Source organism: Pseudoalteromonas sp. MMG024, from assembly GCF_021654175.1.
In the GTDB taxonomy this organism is placed as follows: Bacteria; Pseudomonadota; Gammaproteobacteria; order Enterobacterales; family Alteromonadaceae; genus Pseudoalteromonas.
Genome location: NZ_JAKFZO010000034.1, coordinates 1 through 17,403, shown reverse-complemented (window position 1 = coordinate 17,403; position 17,403 = coordinate 1). Strand labels below are relative to the sequence as shown.

At 41.0% G+C, this 17,403-nt stretch carries 13 protein-coding genes; 6 read left to right on the top strand and 7 right to left on the bottom strand.

The annotated features are described in order from the left end of the window. Nucleotides 1–17: 17 nt before the first annotated feature. Nucleotides 18–953 carry a porin gene (locus L1068_RS20845; protein ID WP_010562084.1) on the bottom strand — a complete coding sequence of 312 codons (936 nt, stop codon included), beginning with the start codon at nucleotides 951–953 and terminating at the stop codon, nucleotides 18–20. Between the two features lie 291 nt (nucleotides 954–1,244). Here L1068_RS20845 and L1068_RS20840 point away from each other — a divergent pair, with 291 nt between their 5' ends. Next, entirely contained in the window at nucleotides 1,245–2,477 is a 1,233-nt protein-coding gene (locus tag L1068_RS20840; RefSeq protein ID WP_237131805.1) for a diguanylate cyclase, read from the top strand. Here L1068_RS20840 and rarD read toward each other — a convergent pair. After that, the gene (gene rarD, locus L1068_RS20835; protein ID WP_237131804.1) at nucleotides 2,464–3,354 is read right to left on the bottom strand and encodes an EamA family transporter RarD; all 891 of its coding nucleotides are present in this window, start codon (nucleotides 3,352–3,354) and stop codon (nucleotides 2,464–2,466) included. The two genes, L1068_RS20840 and rarD, sit on opposite strands and share 14 nt — an antisense overlap. A 159-nt stretch (nucleotides 3,355–3,513) precedes the next feature. Between rarD and recQ the strand changes: the two genes are divergently transcribed. From recQ to L1068_RS20815, 4 genes are all read left to right on the top strand, one after another. After that, nucleotides 3,514–5,337 (top strand): DNA helicase RecQ, encoded by a 1,824-nt coding sequence (recQ, locus tag L1068_RS20830; protein WP_237131803.1) that lies wholly within the window; start codon nucleotides 3,514–3,516, stop codon nucleotides 5,335–5,337. 15 nt (nucleotides 5,338–5,352) lie between these two features. Further along, complete coding sequence (locus tag L1068_RS20825) at nucleotides 5,353–5,628, top strand: DUF3630 family protein (protein WP_237131802.1); 276 nt, start codon at nucleotides 5,353–5,355, stop codon at nucleotides 5,626–5,628. Nucleotides 5,629–5,689: 61 nt separating this feature from the next. Then, nucleotides 5,690–6,958: an amidohydrolase family protein gene (locus tag L1068_RS20820; RefSeq protein WP_237131801.1), complete on the top strand. Its 1,269-nt coding sequence runs from the start codon at nucleotides 5,690–5,692 to the stop codon at nucleotides 6,956–6,958. 120 nt (nucleotides 6,959–7,078) lie between these two features. Next, nucleotides 7,079–8,803: a BamA/TamA family outer membrane protein gene (locus L1068_RS20815; protein WP_237131800.1), complete on the top strand. Its 1,725-nt coding sequence runs from the start codon at nucleotides 7,079–7,081 to the stop codon at nucleotides 8,801–8,803. Here the strand turns inward: L1068_RS20815 and L1068_RS20810 are convergent. The 4 genes from L1068_RS20810 to L1068_RS20795 form a co-directional block, all read right to left on the bottom strand. Beyond that, a complete protein-coding gene (locus tag L1068_RS20810) occupies nucleotides 8,800–9,942 on the bottom strand; it encodes an ABC transporter permease (protein WP_237131799.1) in 1,143 nt (380 codons plus the stop codon). The two genes, L1068_RS20815 and L1068_RS20810, sit on opposite strands and share 4 nt — an antisense overlap. After that, entirely contained in the window at nucleotides 9,939–10,868 is a 930-nt protein-coding gene (locus L1068_RS20805; RefSeq protein WP_237131798.1) for an ABC transporter ATP-binding protein, read from the bottom strand. The genes L1068_RS20810 and L1068_RS20805 overlap by 4 nt, the downstream gene beginning before the upstream one ends. Then, entirely contained in the window at nucleotides 10,865–11,803 is a 939-nt protein-coding gene (locus L1068_RS20800; protein ID WP_237131797.1) for an HlyD family efflux transporter periplasmic adaptor subunit, read from the bottom strand. Before L1068_RS20800 ends, L1068_RS20805 begins: the two co-directional genes overlap by 4 nt. A gap of 184 nt (nucleotides 11,804–11,987) precedes the next feature. After that, complete coding sequence (locus tag L1068_RS20795) at nucleotides 11,988–14,036, bottom strand: winged helix-turn-helix domain-containing protein (protein WP_237131796.1); 2,049 nt, start codon at nucleotides 14,034–14,036, stop codon at nucleotides 11,988–11,990. Between the two features lie 187 nt (nucleotides 14,037–14,223). On the opposite strand from L1068_RS20795, the gene L1068_RS20790 reads away from it, so the two are divergent. Continuing rightward, complete coding sequence (locus tag L1068_RS20790; protein ID WP_237131795.1) at nucleotides 14,224–16,206, top strand: serine hydrolase; 1,983 nt, start codon at nucleotides 14,224–14,226, stop codon at nucleotides 16,204–16,206. A gap of 345 nt (nucleotides 16,207–16,551) precedes the next feature. Here the strand turns inward: L1068_RS20790 and L1068_RS20785 are convergent, their stop codons facing one another. Continuing rightward, nucleotides 16,552–17,199, bottom strand: a complete 648-nt coding sequence (locus L1068_RS20785) for a hypothetical protein (protein WP_237131794.1) — start codon at nucleotides 17,197–17,199, stop codon at nucleotides 16,552–16,554. Nucleotides 17,200–17,403: the final 204 nt, after the last annotated feature.

Genomic DNA, 17,403 nt, shown 5'->3' with positions numbered 1-17,403 from the left:
TAGCAATATAAGCTCGATTAGAACTTGTATTCCATACCAATCGCTAGGTAATCGTTATCTGTAGTTTCGTCTTTCTCTTGCTTAGTGTAGAAAGCGAATAGCTTAGCGTTTTTGTTAAGCTTGTAATCAACACCAACAGACGTTGCTACTTTGTCATCTGCATCCGCATCAAACTCAAGCACTTGGTATTGTGCTTTTAATGTGTAGTCGTTAATTTTGTATGCTGCATTAACTAAGAAACCATCTGCTGACTCAGAGCCGTCGATTTTTTCTTGTGTTTGGTACATTGCGCCTAGCTTAACACCTGCTACTTTACCGTGAATTGAACCACGAACAACGTCATAACCTTTTACTTCACTGTCTACCGCAACAGATGCGTAAATCGCAGATTTTTTAAGACCTTTATCACCATAGGTTACTGCTGCTGAGTAACCATTGTCAGCGTCAGCTGAATCTTCAGCAATTACAGAGCCAATAACTTGGAAACCGTTAAACTTAGGTGTTTTATAAGTAATTGAATCACCCATACGATTTTCACCTTTGAATACGTTTTTAATATCGCCTTCAAGGTCGTTGAATAGGTCTAGCTTACCTTGTGATTGCTTTAATGCTGTGTCGTTACGACCGATTAATACTTCACCAAAACCGCCTTGTAAACCAACGTATTGGTTACGTGACTTAAGATGGTCATCACTGCTGTTTGAAGCATCTGACATATCAACTTGCCACTCAAGCTTATAAACAACTTTTAAGCCTGACTCTTCACTAAGTGTCTCACTGCCTTTTACACCAAAACGAGACGCGTTGCTTTTAATTTCAGTAAAAGAGCCTTCGCCTTCATCGCTATTTTGTACTGTAACATTCGCTTTACCGTAAACGTTTACATCAGCCATTGCAGGTGCTGAAAGTGCAGCTAGTAAAGATAAAGCAAGGGGAGCCTTAACATTTTTCATGTGAAAACCTCTAAATGAGTGAAATATATTTGTAATCAATTTGAACGAGGCGCAGTGTGTCATCAATACGTGACAGAAATATTACACTTGAAACTTTTTTTTCATTTTTCTGTATTCAAATTGTCACCTACCAATAAAAACAATACCTGAGAGAGAATAATTACATTAAGAAAAATGACATTTAGCTGTCATGTTTATGTATAGGAACAATAAATTAGCAAAATATCTTCACAGAGTTTGTTTATGCCACTAAACTAAAAAGTATAATTGAAACAACTACAATGAAGTAAAGTGCTGCCTAAACTTTTGTTAATTGAAGACAATCCCTCAATATCTAAAATACAACGACATGTTGCACTTAGAATTGGCTATCAAGTCGATATTGCCGATAGCTTGGCATCCGCGATTGATTTGATTGAAGTAAATGATTACTTCTGCGCAGTTGTCGATTATGTTTTACCCGATGCATCAAATGGTGAAGCCATTCCATTAACGATTGGCGCATCAATCCCAACGATTGTAATGACTGGAAAATTAGACGACAAAACCCGTGATACCGTCATGCAATACCCAGTTGTTGATTATATCACCAAAGAAAGCCGCCAAGCATATACCTACCTAGAAACACAGCTTAAACGCTTGCCGCGCAATGAAAATGTGCGCGTGCTTATTGTTGATGACTCAAGAAACACGCGCAAACTAATTAAAAGCTATTTGCTAAGACACAAATATTTAATTGCCGAAGCCGTTGATGGTGTATCAGCACTCGAACAGCTTGAGCAGTTTGACGATATCAAAGTGATTATTACTGACAACGAAATGCCAAATATGGATGGCGTTACCTTAACCCGTAAAATTCGCGAGAAATTCAATTCTGAAGATAAAGTAATTATTGGTATTTCAGGTACCGATGATAATCGCGTATCGGCTAATTTTTTAAAAAATGGCGCCGACGATTACCTGCGTAAGCCCTTTTATCCAGAAGAGTTTTATTGTCGCGTAAGCCAAAACTTGGATATGCAAGAAAACATTGCCACCATTCGTCGTCAGGCTAATTCGGATTACTTAACCGGCCTACCAAACCGTCGTTATTTCTTTGAACAAGCAAACACCCTTTTAAAGCGTCAAAAGTTCGCGCACCAAGTAGCAATGCTCGATATCGACCATTTTAAAGCCGTAAACGATAACTATGGCCACGATGCTGGCGATATCGTGCTAAAAGAAGTATCACGCCTATTTGATACCATGTTTGGCAAAGATCACTTAGTTGCTCGCTTAGGTGGTGAAGAGTTTGCCGTGTTGTTTATAGATGAAAACCACAAAGACAATCAAGCACTGCTTGAGCAATTTAGAGAAACCGTTAGTCAGCTGCAAATTGATTGTGCAAATCAAACACTCTGTGTAACCATTTCAATTGGGGTAACCGTAAAAGATACACAGAGCACAGATGAAATATTAAAGCTTGCTGATTTGTGCCTGTATCAAGCAAAAGAACAAGGCAGAAACCGCGTTATTGTGGGTTAACCGCTACGCGCTTTGCGTTACGGTACGAGTCAAAACTAAATAACGCGAGTGCAGACCAAATAAAACCAAACGTTACCATGCGGTCAGCACTAAAGGCTTCACCATAAAACAGCACCGCCAAAATAAACATTAAACTTGGTCCAATGTACTGGAAAAAACCAAGAGTTGAGTACTGAATACGACGCGCAGCCGCTGTGAAACACAGTAGCGGCAGCGTAGTCACAATACCTGCACTAATTAACAATAAATTAAGCGATACGCTATTACTGGTTAAATCACTGGTTGGTGTATCTAACCCCCACCAATAAATTAGCGCTACCGGCAACATAAATAACGATTCAATCAACAAACCTGGCAAGGTATCTACCGGTAGTTTCTTACGAATTAACCCATAAAGCGCAAACGAGCTTGCTAAGCTAAACGCAATAATCGGAAATGAACCAAAGCTAATAAGTTGAATTACCACGCCAGTTACCGCAAGCACTACTGCAAAAAGTTGTAATTTTCTTAGTCGCTCAGATAAAAACAGCACACCCAGCAACACATTTAACAACGGATTGATGTAGTAACCTAAGCTGGCATCCAACATATGGTTGTTATTTACCGACCAAATAAACAACCCCCAGTTAAAACCAAGTAACGCGGCACTCAGCAATAACCAGCCTGCTGTTTTAACATTAAACAACGCACTTTTAACTAGGCGCCATTTTTTAACTACCGTAAGAATCACTAATAAGAATAAAACTGACCACACCACACGGTGTAGTAATATTTCCATCGCGGCAACATGATCTATTGCCTTAAAATAAATTGGGGCAAGTCCCCACATTAAAAATGCAGCGATGGCAAAAATAACGCCTTGCTTTTGACTTTGCATATCAATCACTCAACAACTCAGGGAGCACCAGTTTAGGGATCTGCTCAATTTAAGTAAAGACAGCGCGATAAAAAGACTTTAGAATTAGCGCTCGCTAAAATTGCATGCTTTGTAAGCCAATGCAGATAACATAATGCCAATCGAATACACCTTAATGTAATGGAAAATCAACAAGCGACCCAACCAGTAATGCAGCAACAAACGCCTCACAGCGTATTAAGTTCAGTATTTGGCTATAAGCAATTTCGTGCTGGGCAAGAGCAAGTCATTGATGCCGTGCTTGCAGGTCAAGATTGTTTGGTTTTGATGCCAACCGGTGGTGGTAAATCATTATGTTACCAAGTACCTGCGTTACTGTTACCCGGTATTACCATTGTGGTGTCGCCGCTTATTTCCCTGATGCAAGATCAAGTGGCACAGCTAAAAGCACAAGGTGTTGCAGCGGCATACATTAACAACAGCCAATCGCGCGAAGAGCAACAATTAATTTATCAAGGCCTGCACCAAGGCCAAATTAAAATTTTATATGTTGCACCTGAGCGACTGCTTACTGACGATTTTAGTACCCGCTTGCAGCATTTAAATATTGGTTTATTTGCCATAGATGAAGCGCACTGTGTGTCACACTGGGGCCATGATTTTAGGCCTCATTACTATCGCTTAGGGCAACTTAAACAACGCTTTAGCCATGTTCCTATTATGGCACTCACTGCAACGGCAGATATTGCCACACGTAACGATATAGTGATGCAACTGAGTCTTACTAATGCCCATATTTATACGGGCAGTTTTGACCGCCCCAATATCCGTTACACCATTGAAGAAAAATTCAAACCGCTTAGTCAGTTAATGCGCTTTTTAAAAGAGCAAAAAGGGCAAAGCGGTATTATTTATTGCTCAAGCCGAAAGCGCGTTGACGACATAGCGGAAAAGCTCGTTGATGCGGGTTATAACGCAGCGTCTTATCATGCTGGGCTTGAAAATGAACAACGCACATTTGTACAAAACGCCTTTGCTCGCGACGATATTCATATCGTCGTGGCGACAGTTGCCTTTGGTATGGGAATTAACAAACCCAATGTACGTTTTGTTATTCATTACGATATTCCTAAAAACATCGAATCGTACTATCAAGAAACCGGTCGCGCTGGTCGTGATGGCCTCTCAGCCGAAGCCATTATGTATTTCGACCCTGCCGATGTACCGCGCGTAAAACGCTTTTTTGATGATATTCCCGATGAGCAACGTCGTAAGGTAGAAGAGCAGCGCTTTAACGCCATGGCCAGTTTTGCTGAAGCACAAACTTGTCGTCGCCAAATACTGCTTAACTATTTTTCTGAGTATCAAGGTAAGCCTTGCGGAAACTGTGATATTTGTTTAAATCCGCCAAAACAATTTGATGGCACTGAACTGGCTCAAAAAGCATTAAGCTGCGTTTATCGCGTAGAGCAAAAATTTGGTATGGGTTATGTGATTGAAGTATTACGCGGCGCCAATACCATTCGTATTCGCGAAAACCAACACGACCAACTTTCAACGTTTGGCCTTGGCAAAGATAAATCGGTTGAATATTGGCTAAGTATTTTACGTCAACTTATTCACCACGGATTATTGCACCAAGATATCACGCAATCATCTAGCTTACGCTTAACCGAAGCAGCTCGCCCAGTATTAAAAGGTGATTTTGTCCTGCAACTAGCCGAACCGCGACTTGAAGTGAAACACGTTTACAAAGACAAACTTGCACGCTTTAACTACGATAAAAAGCTATTCGCCAAACTTCGCGGCTTACGTAAAGAGCTGGCTGACGCGGAAGATGTACCACCTTATGTGGTATTCAGTGATGCTACGCTTGCTGAAATGGCGCAAAAGATGCCAACCAGCGATGCCGAATTCTTAAAAGTATCGGGTGTTGGATTTACCAAACTCAATAAATATGGCGCCTACTTTATGAATGCCATTCGTATGCATTTAACCAGCTAATTATTGGAACATATAATGACTAGCAAAGCCCTTTTCTCTGACCATATTTTAATTATCCCTGTTGAACTGCCAGATGATGAAGAGTTTGAGCTGTGGGCAAGTATTTATCTTCACAATGATGCAATTTCATCGTTAGAGTTTGAACAAGGTGCCGACCGCCACTTAATGCGCTTCAAGTTTAAAAACACCTCGTTTAATTTAAACTTTGAACACTATAGTCAAAGCATTTGGATTAATAGCGACAGTCAGCAAGACCTTGAATTATTACCCGAGCTCTATTCATCGCTTTAGTTTTGACATTACTTTTCACCATGCTAGCGTGAGGTAAAACAAAACAATAAGAACAATAGCCATGTTTAAAAAGTCGTTACTCACGCTCGCCCTATTCGCTGTTCCAAACTGCTTTGCAGCACAAACCCTCATTCACGCAGGCGAACTACTGGTTCACGCCGATAAAACACCGCTTTCAAAGCAAACTATTATTATTGAAGACGACAAAATCGTCAGTATTCAAGCTGGTTTTCAACAAGCCAGCAATGAACAAACCTTGATCGACTTATCTGACAGCTTTGTAATGCCAGGCTTAATGGATATGCACGTGCATTTGCAGTTTGAGCTAGGACCAGAGAACGATGCAGAAATTGCCAAAGTATCACCGGAACTAGTCGGTATGCGCAGTGCCCATTACGCCAAAAAAACCTTAGAAGCCGGTTTTACCACAGTGCGTGATCTTGGTTCCGATCCACAATATATGTATGCCCTGCGTGATGCCATAAACAAAGACTGGCTTGATGGGCCGCGCATTATTGCTGCAGGTGGCGTTGCGATTACAGGTGGTCACCTTGATAGCAGTGGCGTGCACCATGAAATGCTGGATAAATTTGCCTCAAAAACTACCTGCGATGGCCCTTATGATTGTCGCCGTGCGACGCGTCACGCCATAAAATATGGTGCCGATTGGATTAAAGTCGCAGCTACAGGCGGCGTATTAACAGACCGTGCAACCGGTACTGGCCAACAAATGGAAGACGATGAGCTTGATCAAGTAGTGAAAGCCGCAAGCTCCATGGGTAGAAAAGTAGCAGCACACGCTCACCAAGAAGATGGCATTATTGCAGCACTTGAGTCCGGTGTTGTCAGTGTCGAACATGGCTCTTATGCGGGCAAAAAAGCCTATAAACTGTTTAAGAAAACGGGCGCCTATTTAGTGCCTACTTTGCTTGCTGGTGATACCGTTGTTGAAATGGCTAATAACTCTAACTTTATGAGCGATGCGATAAAGGCTAAGGCAATTCGCGTTGGCAACGATATGAAAGGTAATTTCTTTAATGCCTATAAAGCCGGCGTAAACATTGCTTATGGCACCGACAGCGGGGTATCAAAGCACGGTACCAACGCGCGTGAAGCCGTGCTAATGGTTGAAGCCGGAATGCCAGCAAAACAAGTGCTCAAATCGGCTACAATTAGCAGTGCTAAATTGCTTGGTTTGGAGAATCAGCTAGGCACTATCGAAAGCGGTAAATTTGCCGACATTATCGCCACTAAGGCCTCGCCATTACAGGATATACAGCAGTTAATGGATGTCACTTTCGTGATGCGTTCAGGCCAAGTAGTTAAGTAATAAATTATTATATTTTAATTAGTTATAAGCAGCCATTGGCTGCTTTTTATTTGCTTTAATTTCTGCAAGACTAAAATTAATGGTATAGAATTAAAATAAACCCAAGTAAAAAGGAGCGTTATGTCAGTATTAAAATTTAGCCGTTCTAGCGCACTTTTTTGCCTTGTTTTAGTACCATTTTATGGCTATTGCGAAGCGCAAGCAGACGCCACTTCTAAGTCGGATATTTTTTCCTTAAGCCAATGTCAATGGCTTGCTGACCAGCCAAAAGAGCGAAAAAGTAACTTTGATATTGAAAGCATTGATAATTCCAAACTACCCGATGCACCCAATGCGATCATTAGCGATATTCAACTCGTTCGACATAATATTTTTGATACTAACAACCCTAAAGAAGATAACTTTTTATTTCGTGGTTTAAATACACTTAATATCGTCACCAAAGAACACGTTATTTTACAGCAATTACTGTTTCAACAAGGTGATAAATACGATCAACAACTGCTACGCGAATCAGAGCGTATTTTGCGTGATGCACGCTATTTATACGATGCTAAAATTGAAGCTGAACGTGATTGTGATGACAATATTGTGGTTACTATCACCACCAAAGAGTTGTGGACCCTTACTCCAGAAATAAGCTATAGCCGCAGCGGCGGCGAGGATAAAACGCAACTTGGTTTTCGCGATACAAACTTGCTTGGTTTAGGTAAACGCGTTTCGCTTTCCTGGCGTAGCGATGCCGACCGCACTGGTTATACTTTTATCTATGATGATCCAAATATATGGGGCAGCCGCTATCGTAGTCGTTTTGAATTTAGTGATAATGACGATGGTGAACGCGTCTATTTAGACTTTAAACTCCCCTTTTATTCACTCGCATCACAGCAAAGTTATGGTGCTGTTACCTTAGATGATACAAAAGAGTTGCCACTTTATTATCGCGGTGATGTGGTATCGGAATTCAAACAAGAGAATCAAATTAACCAAGTATTCTATGGCCAAGGCAATAAGTTGGGCAGCTGGACTAACCGCTGGCTTGTAGGCTGGCAACAAGAAGATTTTAAGTTTGAACAAATCGCTGAAACCACTTTACCGTTAGCCAAAGATCGCTCACTTAATTACCCTTGGCTTGGCTATCAGCTAATTGAAGATAGATACATTACCTTGAGTAACTTCGACTCAATTGGCCGCACCGAAGATTTAAATTTAGGTTGGAATGTATTTGCCCGACTTGGCTATTCAGATGAAAGCCTAGCTGATGACGATAGCCGAGTTGTGCTTGAAGCCAGCGCCGCAAAAGCGTTTCATTTAAATGATAGTATGCTGTGGCGCTTGTACACCGGAGTACATGGCTATTGGAACACAGAACACCAAAAAAGCGAAAACTTACACGCTTACTTAGATACTAATTTTCTCTACAATAGCAGCAGCTATCGCGCATGGTTTGCTAATCTTTCACTGCGCTATGGTGGCAACTTAACAGCCGACCAACAACTGACTCTAGGCGGTGATACAGGCCTTAGAGGTTACCCGCTTCATTACCAAATGGGCGACCGCTCAGTGTTACTCAATCTCGAAAAGCGCTATTACTGGGAGTATCACTTACTGCAACTGTTTAAAGTTGGTGGGGCGGTGTTTTTTGATGTGGGCCGCGCTTGGTTCCCCGATAAAAACAACGGCGAAAATGGCCAATTTTTAAAAGACGCTGGCATTGGCTTACGCCTTGCGCCAAGCCGTGCAACTGCAAAAACCGTCATTCATATTGACCTTGCCTTCCCGCTTGATAAAGATGACGAAATCGATACGGTACAGTGGGTAATTAAAGTTAAAAATCGTTTTTAGTCTAACCGTTTTTTAAACCGCAATGACGCAATGATCAAACCAACTAAAGTAAAACCCATTAGCCAAAGGGCATCATAGGTCATATCACTGACTTCCACATCGCGCAATACAATCGCCCGCATGGCTCTAATGTAATGCGTTGCAGGTAACCCCTCAGCAATATACTGGGCGACTTCCGGCATGCCTTCATACGGGAACATAAAGCCCGAGAGTAAAATAGACGGTAACAACACAAACACAGTTAATTGCATGGCTTGCAGTTGCGATTTTGCAATGGTTGAAATGATTAATCCTAATACCAAGCTGGCTGAGATAAACAACAAGGTCATCAGCGCAAGCTGTAATAGCGAGCCAACAACTTTTACATCAAATACTAAATAACCCAGCGATAAAATAATGGTTACTTGCAGTGCGCCAATAAAAATAAACGGAATAATCTTCGCAAGCATCAACTCAAACGAGCTGATTGGTGTATTAATTAGCATTTCTAAATTGCCGAGCTCTCGCTCGCGCACAATTGCCGCGGAGGTGAACATCACCATAGTCATAGTCAAAATTACGCCAACTAACCCCGGCACAATATTCACTACACTGCGCTGGGCAGGATTATAATATGGCGTTACCGCAAAGGTGGTGACTTGCCGATTAACAGGCTGCTTCATTAGTTCACCGAGCGGCATATTGGCAAGCCCTTTAATTGCCCCTGTGATCATAGTGTCTGAACCATCCACCAGCCACTGTCCAATCGGCCTAACCAGCTGGTAATTACTTGAATTTGGCGTTGCGTTGCCTAGCGCTTGATGGCGAGAGAGACGCTCAGCAACGTCGCGCGGAATAACCAAAACGGCCCTTACTTTCGCTTGCGCCATGGCTTTTTCCGCCAAGCTAATATTAGGGTATTTTGCAACAACTTTAACCGTTTGACTGGCTTCAACCGTTTGCGTGAGTACACGACCAAGCGCCGAATTACTTTGATCTACCACCGCAACGGGAATATCACGAATTTGTGTATTAATCGCAAAACCAAATAATAACAACTGCACTAAGGGGATCATCACCACCATGGCAAAGGTGGTTTTGTCGCGCTTTAGCTGAAGTAGCTCTTTTTTAACAATCGAAAAAATGCGAGATAGCTTCATATCGTTTGCTCCCGATTGCGCTCACCCGTTACGCTAACAAACACATCTTCAAGGTTCGGGCGCACCGCTTTAGCGGCTACTACATCGTCAAATTGTAAAAGCCATGTTTCAGCATCATTAACTGAATTATCAACAAGCACCCTAAGCCTTGCGCCAAGCTGAGTCGCAGAATGAATATGCTTGTGCGACTCCAAACTGCGTTTAGTGCTGCGCGAATTGTTCACCTCTACTTCAACAACTTGGCAATTAAGATTAGCCATTAGCTGTTCTGGCGAATCATCGGCACGTTTAATGCCTTTTTCTAAAATTGCCAATTTATGGCAGCGCTCTGCTTCATCCATGTAATGGGTTGAGACCAAAATACTGGTGCCCAACTCACTTAAATCAAATAGCTTCTCCCAAAAATCGCGGCGATTTTCTGGGTCTACTGCTGAGGTTGGTTCATCTAAAAAAAGTAATTCAGGCTTATGAATGGTAGCGCCAGCTAAGGCTAAGCGCTGCTTTTGCCCGCCACTCATGCTACCGGCAAGCTGATTTGCTCTTGCTGCTAAATCATAAATTGTTAACAACTCATCAATACGGCTTCGTTTATACTGGCCTTTTAAACTGTACGCATTCGCTAAAAACGCAAGATTTTCCGCCACGGTCAAATCATCATAAAGTGAGAATTTTTGCGTCATATAGCCAATTTTATAGCGCAGTAAGTCAGCTTGTTTTGGCAGTGATAAACCAAGTACCGAAACATCGCCACTTGTGGGCATTAAAAGCCCGGTTAGCATACGAATTGCCGTGGTTTTACCGCAACCATTAGGCCCTAAAAAACCGTAAACTTCGCCTTTGTTTATGGTTAAATCAAGCTGATTAACAGCGGTTACTTCACCAAACTGTTTGGTTAATCCATTAGCATTTATAACCGCGTCACTCATGGCAACCTTGCCTCAACCGGCAAGCCAGAGGGTAAATCTTTGTATTTTGATGGTAGTTGAACTTCAGCAAGGTACATTAAACGGGTACGGTCATACTGATTTAAACCATAGTACGGAGTAAAAGCAGCTTCATGGGAAAGCCAACGCACTGTGCCATTTATTTGTTCTGATTGCTCGGCAATAGTCAGCGTTAGGTTGTCGCCCACTTTTAATTTTGCCCGCGCGTGTTGTGGCAAATAAATACGCGCGAAAGGCGCTTCGCCAGCAAGCACTATCGCAACAGGGCTACCTAAGGTAACCCGCTCTCCTAAGTTCCAAGGTAAGTTATCCAAAAGGCCGTCACGGGTTGCGGTGATATTAAGTTCGCTTAGTAACTTTTCTTCTGCACTAAGTAACGCTTGCTGCGCTTTAACATTTGCAGCGGCGACTTGTAAATCTTCCACTCGCGTGCCGTTAGTAAGTTCAGTTAATTGCTGTTTTGCCGCTTCAACATTGGCGGTAGCTGCATCTAAATTAGCTTTTGCACTGTCTAGGCTGATTTTAGGTGCGAGATCTTTTGCCACAATTTCTACCGCACGGTGGTAGTTCTGCTGCGCCTCTACTAAGTTAGCTTTATTAGCAGCAAGCGTGGCTTGCGCTCTTGCCACTTCTTCTTCGCGGGCACCGTTTTTGAGTTTAATAAAATGTGCATTCGCAGACTCTAAATCGGCTTTCACTTTGGCAACACGGGCTAATTGCTTAGTATTATCTAATTGCGCTAGTACATCCCCTTGTTTAACCATGCTGCCACGCTCTATTGGCAATGCAATCAACACCTCATTAACCGTTGCCGAATGGGTAATGCGGTCACGCTCTAGCGTGCCAATGGCTACACTCTGCTCATCACTGCACCCAGCTAATAAAACAAACACTAAAATACTAAGCCACGCTTTCATCTGCCTGAACTCCCTATCAAAATAAAGGCGAGTCTTTAAGCTAGCAAAAAAGCTTGAAAAATAAACTATTTAAATTGAGAAAGGCGTGTTTTTAATGAGCAAACATGGGTTACATCAAGTTTGCTCAATATAAAAGGAAGGGTTGAAACTGAAGTCGGTTTAATTATAAGAGATCAATTTTCAATTAACGCTGACTATATTCAACAAGCTCTCTACGACCCCCGATAAACTTAGTCGCGAGTATCTTGTCACCTTTTATATCGCTGATATAAGAGGTATCTTTGTCTAATGTAGCCACTGTTTCTAGTTCATGACTAGTTAAATTGTAACGCCAGAAATTAGCTTTTTGATCAAGACCGTAGATGTTATCACCGATAGGTAACGCATAATTACCTTCTAGTTTTTGATTAAGCATTGTAAGTGCCTGCGCTCCATTATTTGCTTGAAGCCAGAAATTTCCTTGCTGATCTACATACACAATTTGATTGTCTTTGGTGTACGTTGCCCACGAAACGTTTTGAATATTGAGGTCGGTTGTCTCACCTGTATTAAGGTCAATATCAAATAACTGCTGTTGGTCTGATTGATTGTCTATAACCAGCAATTTATGTGCAATGGTCCAAGGTAACACCAAACGCACAGCAACAGGTGACTCAACCATTTGATAACTGCCATCCAAATTAACTAAAGCAATGTGATTATTAACGTTCACCACTAAACTACTCCCATCCGGCGCCCAATCGTATCGCGTGCTATTGAGGCCTTGTTCGAACTTAGTTAGTTGATAGGTTTTATTATTATCTTTTATCCACAGTTGACGCTCTCCTGAACGAGAAGAAACAAAAGCAATTAAATTACCGTCAGGTTGAAACTTAGCATTAAGATCGAGGACAGTGGAGCGTGAAATAGTATCAAATTCAGCTTGCTCACCATCTAAGGTTAAGTAGCCAATATCTAAGTCTTTGGTACCATAGGTGACAGCAAACTTTGTTTGGTCGGGATGGTAACTCGGTGTCCATAATCCGGTGTGACTAGCTGGATGCAAGAGATCTAACTGACCGTCTAAATTCAATCGATAGATCTTGCCTTCTATATCAGTAATGAAATGGCTACCGTCTGGGGCAAATTTTATGAAAAATCGCTCATATACTGAATGGCTAGCATAACGTTTAATTTCCGCCTCACTTTTGACTTCACCTGATAGTGTTAAAGTTCTCACAACATTCGAGTTTTCGCGGCCTAAAGTGACCGTCGCCAAATGGCCTGATTTGCGCGAATAATCTAATGAGTAGATGCGCCCTGCATGATCATGTGGTACCTGAGATATTTGGTCGGAAACAGCATCGTAGATAACCAGCTCAGGTTGATTGTTCTCTGCCTCTGGGTATTGAAGTAAAGCGATACGTCCGTCATTTAACCATGTTGGATGAGTCGTTTTTATTTCTGCGCAATCGTAACGCAACTTATTGTTTGCGTTGCCGTTCCATGCATGTGCAAAATCCAAAGTTTGTAATTGCCAGCACTGTTTGACTTCTGTTGGTGTATCAGAACAATCTGATTGCAACACAAATGCTAATTGTGAACCATCAGAAGACCAGCTCAATTGACTATAGTGCCCGGGCTCGGTGCTTAATCGCTGTTCTTGATTATTGTTCAGGTCTTTCGCCCATAAATGACTTTCACACTGACCGACAAATCGATTAAAGACTAAGTATTTACCATCAGGAGAATAGGCTGCATTGTATTCTTGTTCATCACTGGCAGTAAGCGGTGTTACTTGATCATAAATAACGGGTTTAGATGGCCATAGAATAAATAGCGATAAAATAGCGATAGCAATAACAACAAATAACCCCCCGTTTTTGCCTTGCTTAGAATGTTTAGATATTAACTGCGGGGTTTGCTTAGTTTCAATATTTTCCCAACGAACATTGGCTTCTAAGCTATATCCCTTTTTTGCGTGGGTCTTGATAAACGCTTGTTTTTTACTATCGTCACCAAATGCTTTTCTCAATTGAGCAATCGCTCTTTGTAACGTATTAGGGCCAACAACGCTGTTTTCCCAAACGATGTCCATAAGCTCTTCATGACTCACTACTTCGCCAGCGCGTGAAGCCAAAACTTCTAACACCTTAAGTGCTTTTGGTGGAATAGGCGTAGCCTGTTGTTGATGCTCTATTTGATTACGCGAAACATCAATAAAGTAGTTATTTACCCAAAACGCTTTGGTCATAAAAGAGGCGACAGTCCTTATTCATTATGCGTCAAATCTTACCTCGCTCTTTGCCTCAAAATAAAGAAAAAATAAAGAAATCAGCTAAACGTCAGGTTTTTTTCATGTACGTCAGGTCACATACAGGCAAGTTAGAGCAATAGTTATTCACTATCAATGCAAGTGATTAAGGAAAGAGAGAAAGACAATGAATTTACCTAACAAAAACATAATGACAATCGCCTTATTAACTAGTTTGAGTAGTATGACTTCTGCTGAAACTAAATTGACGGGGCCTTATCTAGGACAAAAAGCGCCGGGATTAACAGCTGAAGTATTTGCACCAAACATTATCTCAACAAAAGACTGGGAATCTGGCGTTGTTTTCGCACCAAACATGAAAGAAATGTACATGCTTCGAGAAGTAAATGCAGACACAAAACCAGAGCAACAATTTGTCGTATATGAAAAAGACGGTGAAAACTGGAACGAACGTGTCATCTCTAAACGCGTTGGTACGCCGACGTTATCACCGAATAACAAAATCATGTTTTTTGGCAGAGGTTATAAAGAGCGTACACAAGATGGTTGGTCAGAAATGAAAAGACTAGGCCCAGATTTTGAATCTTATCGCATCATGCGTGTAACTTCTTCTCTAAACGGTACGATAGCATTTGATGAAGCTAGCAATAACGGTAATGGGGTTTTGCGTTATTCAACCATGAAGCACGGCAAGCTAAGCACACCAAAGCCATTCCCTAAAGAAATTAATACAGGTATATGGAATGCTCATCCTTTCATCGCACCTGACGAAAGCTATGTAATATGGGACGGGCAAAGAGGTGAAGATACCCGTAATTCAGATCTATTTATTAGCTTCAAAGAACCAGATGAGTCTTGGGGAGAAGCAATTAAATTTGGTGATAACGTCAACACCTCAGAAAATGAGTTCGCAGCTCAATTATCACCTGATGGCAAATACCTATTCTTTAACCGTAATGGCGACGACCGCAATGTAGATACCTATTGGGTAGATGCAAAAGTCATTGAAGACCTAAAACCAGCTCACATTAAAAAATATCTAGCCAAACTAGGCCCATTGCCAACAGCGGAACAAGCTTCAGGTTCTCTTTGGGATATCCCGGTATTGACAAAGGCATATACGAACACCAAGCCAATATCGTCTGATAACAGCTTAATTACAGGAAAGCTCCCTCTTTCAAAGGATAAGGCGACAGCGATTATTAACCTAGCAAAAGAAATTGGCGAAGGTAAACATGGAAAATACGACAGTTTGTTAATTGCTAAAAACAATAAACTTGTTTTTGAAAGCTACCACCAAAGAGGCCGCTTTGGGTTAGCTCATGGACAAGCTTCAGCAACCAAAGGATATACTAGCTTGATTGTTGGCCGTGCAATCCAGTTAGGTTATTTATCCATAGCTGACTTACATAAACCGCTTATCAGCTTCTTAAAAGAAATAGACACGAGCAAACTAGTCGCTGGCGCCGATAAAATTACGCTTCATAAAGCACTAACGATGCAAGGTGGTTTAACAATTGATCGTGATAAATGGCAAGCAATTGAAAAAGCACCAGAGCAATTAAAAGGCCAAAAATTAGTGCAAAGGCTTTTACAAGAAAGCGCTGCAATCACTAAAGAAACGCAATCGTATAAATACGGTAATTTCAACCCAATGCTTGTCATGACTGTAATCGATGCGGTGGTTCCAGGCGGTGCGGAAGCATTTATCAAGACTGAGATACTAGACAAGCTAAACATCTCTAATTATAAATGGGACACACACGTAAGTGGCTTACCACAAGCAGGGTGGATGGTTAGGTTAACGTCACGGGACATGCTTAAACTTGGCAGTATTGTTGTCAATAATGGTAAATGGCAAGAAGAACAGTTTATTTCGCCAGCATACCTAAACAAAGCAACAAGTAATATCATCAAGCCAACTGAAGACTGGATGCCTGATGAATACCGTTATGGTTACTACTGGTACAGTATGCCTGTAGTCGTTGAAGGTAAAACATATGACCTTAATGTCGCATGGGGCGGTGGTGGAAACCGCGTAATCGTAGTTGAGGAGCTTAACTTAGTCATCGCTATTACTGGTCATGACAGAGAAGACACCATAATGAAACAAATTTCAGATGTCGTTATTCCAGCGTTTGTTAGTTAGTAAAGTTAATCATTTGACCCTAAGAAGGGCTAGTTCGTTGAACTAACCCTTCTTTGCTGCTTATAACCCAAAAGCATCCAAGAGGTCTTACTATACTGATTAAATCAACACTAATTTGCTAAGAGGTGGTCTTTTATGTAATTTCAATTGTCTTCGTTTTATTTTCATTAAATCATCTGTGTAATGACAATATAGTTTGCAAATTTCGTCTTATTTTTCCCTTAAAAACTGAACAATTAACAATACTAAATAATTACTCCTCGTCCTAAGAGTTTATTGAGAATCAGTTAAGCAGTGGTGAAAATTCAAACAAACAGATATCTGCAGTTTTGAAAGCACGTTAATTTACCATTTCCAAGTGATGTTTCCGTTTTCATCTCTATAAAACTCCCTACCACTCTCATAATCTATATAGTGCCCACCACCTAAGTCTCCTACGAACTCAATTGTATTATTTGTAAAATATTTTTCTTTACGCATTCTTAAATTTGATGGAGCTGGTTCAGGTTTATCTTCAAGATCACCCCATCCAGATGCAGGACCTTCATACCAATCTAGATCAGATTGATTATTTGATACTAATGGTTTGGTTATATTTTGGTTACCCATTAAGTTGGAATCATTATTTGCAAGTTGACTTTCGAAATATGAGATATCTTGAGTTAAATTGTTAAAATAAAATGAAGAAGGGAACTTATCAAGCAAAAATGACTTCACTATATCTGCCATTTGATATGGGCCAATTAGAAAACACTCACTTTTGGATCCTGTACTAACGTGCCGTTCTCTTTCAATGCCATGCAAAGAATCTAAATAACCAATTAACTCCGATTCAATTCTATGTACATCACCACGAATAACTTCGAAGGCCATAAAAATATAATAACTTGGTCTCTGAGAGGACGTATGCCTTGTAGTCAGCTCTCCAGTCGTTTTGCCAAGCTTTGACCAGTTATGATCTTTATTATCTGCCCCTATATATATCCACCCCATAGAAATAACCCTTATTCAATAATAATGAGTAGTATTTTTATCTCTAAATCAACGTCTCTACAAGGGATAATTAATTTAATTTTGTTCCTTTTTATTCATGATTTTTTTTCGTATCATTCAGATATTGCTAGTATTTCTATAATCGGATTCACAGGACAAAGACTTCCATAAGACCACTTATAGCATCGAGTACAATCCCGCCCT

What these genes read in the sequence shown, in the direction of transcription:
- L1068_RS20845 (WP_010562084.1), bottom strand. Translation starts at nt 953, where the DNA reads ATGAAAAATGTTAAGGCTCCCCTTGCTTTATCTTTACTAGCTGCACTT.
- rarD (WP_237131804.1), bottom strand. Translation starts at nt 3,354, where the DNA reads ATGCAAAGTCAAAAGCAAGGCGTTATTTTTGCCATCGCTGCATTTTTA.
- recQ (WP_237131803.1), top strand. Translation starts at nt 3,514, where the DNA reads ATGGAAAATCAACAAGCGACCCAACCAGTAATGCAGCAACAAACGCCT.
- L1068_RS20825 (WP_237131802.1), top strand. Translation starts at nt 5,353, where the DNA reads ATGACTAGCAAAGCCCTTTTCTCTGACCATATTTTAATTATCCCTGTT.
- L1068_RS20820 (WP_237131801.1), top strand. Translation starts at nt 5,690, where the DNA reads ATGTTTAAAAAGTCGTTACTCACGCTCGCCCTATTCGCTGTTCCAAAC.
- L1068_RS20815 (WP_237131800.1), top strand. Translation starts at nt 7,079, where the DNA reads ATGTCAGTATTAAAATTTAGCCGTTCTAGCGCACTTTTTTGCCTTGTT.
- L1068_RS20810 (WP_237131799.1), bottom strand. Translation starts at nt 9,942, where the DNA reads ATGAAGCTATCTCGCATTTTTTCGATTGTTAAAAAAGAGCTACTTCAG.
- L1068_RS20805 (WP_237131798.1), bottom strand. Translation starts at nt 10,868, where the DNA reads ATGAGTGACGCGGTTATAAATGCTAATGGATTAACCAAACAGTTTGGT.
- L1068_RS20800 (WP_237131797.1), bottom strand. Translation starts at nt 11,803, where the DNA reads ATGAAAGCGTGGCTTAGTATTTTAGTGTTTGTTTTATTAGCTGGGTGC.
- L1068_RS20795 (WP_237131796.1), bottom strand. Translation starts at nt 14,036, where the DNA reads ATGACCAAAGCGTTTTGGGTAAATAACTACTTTATTGATGTTTCGCGT.
- L1068_RS20790 (WP_237131795.1), top strand. Translation starts at nt 14,224, where the DNA reads ATGAATTTACCTAACAAAAACATAATGACAATCGCCTTATTAACTAGT.
- L1068_RS20785 (WP_237131794.1), bottom strand. Translation starts at nt 17,199, where the DNA reads ATGGGGTGGATATATATAGGGGCAGATAATAAAGATCATAACTGGTCA.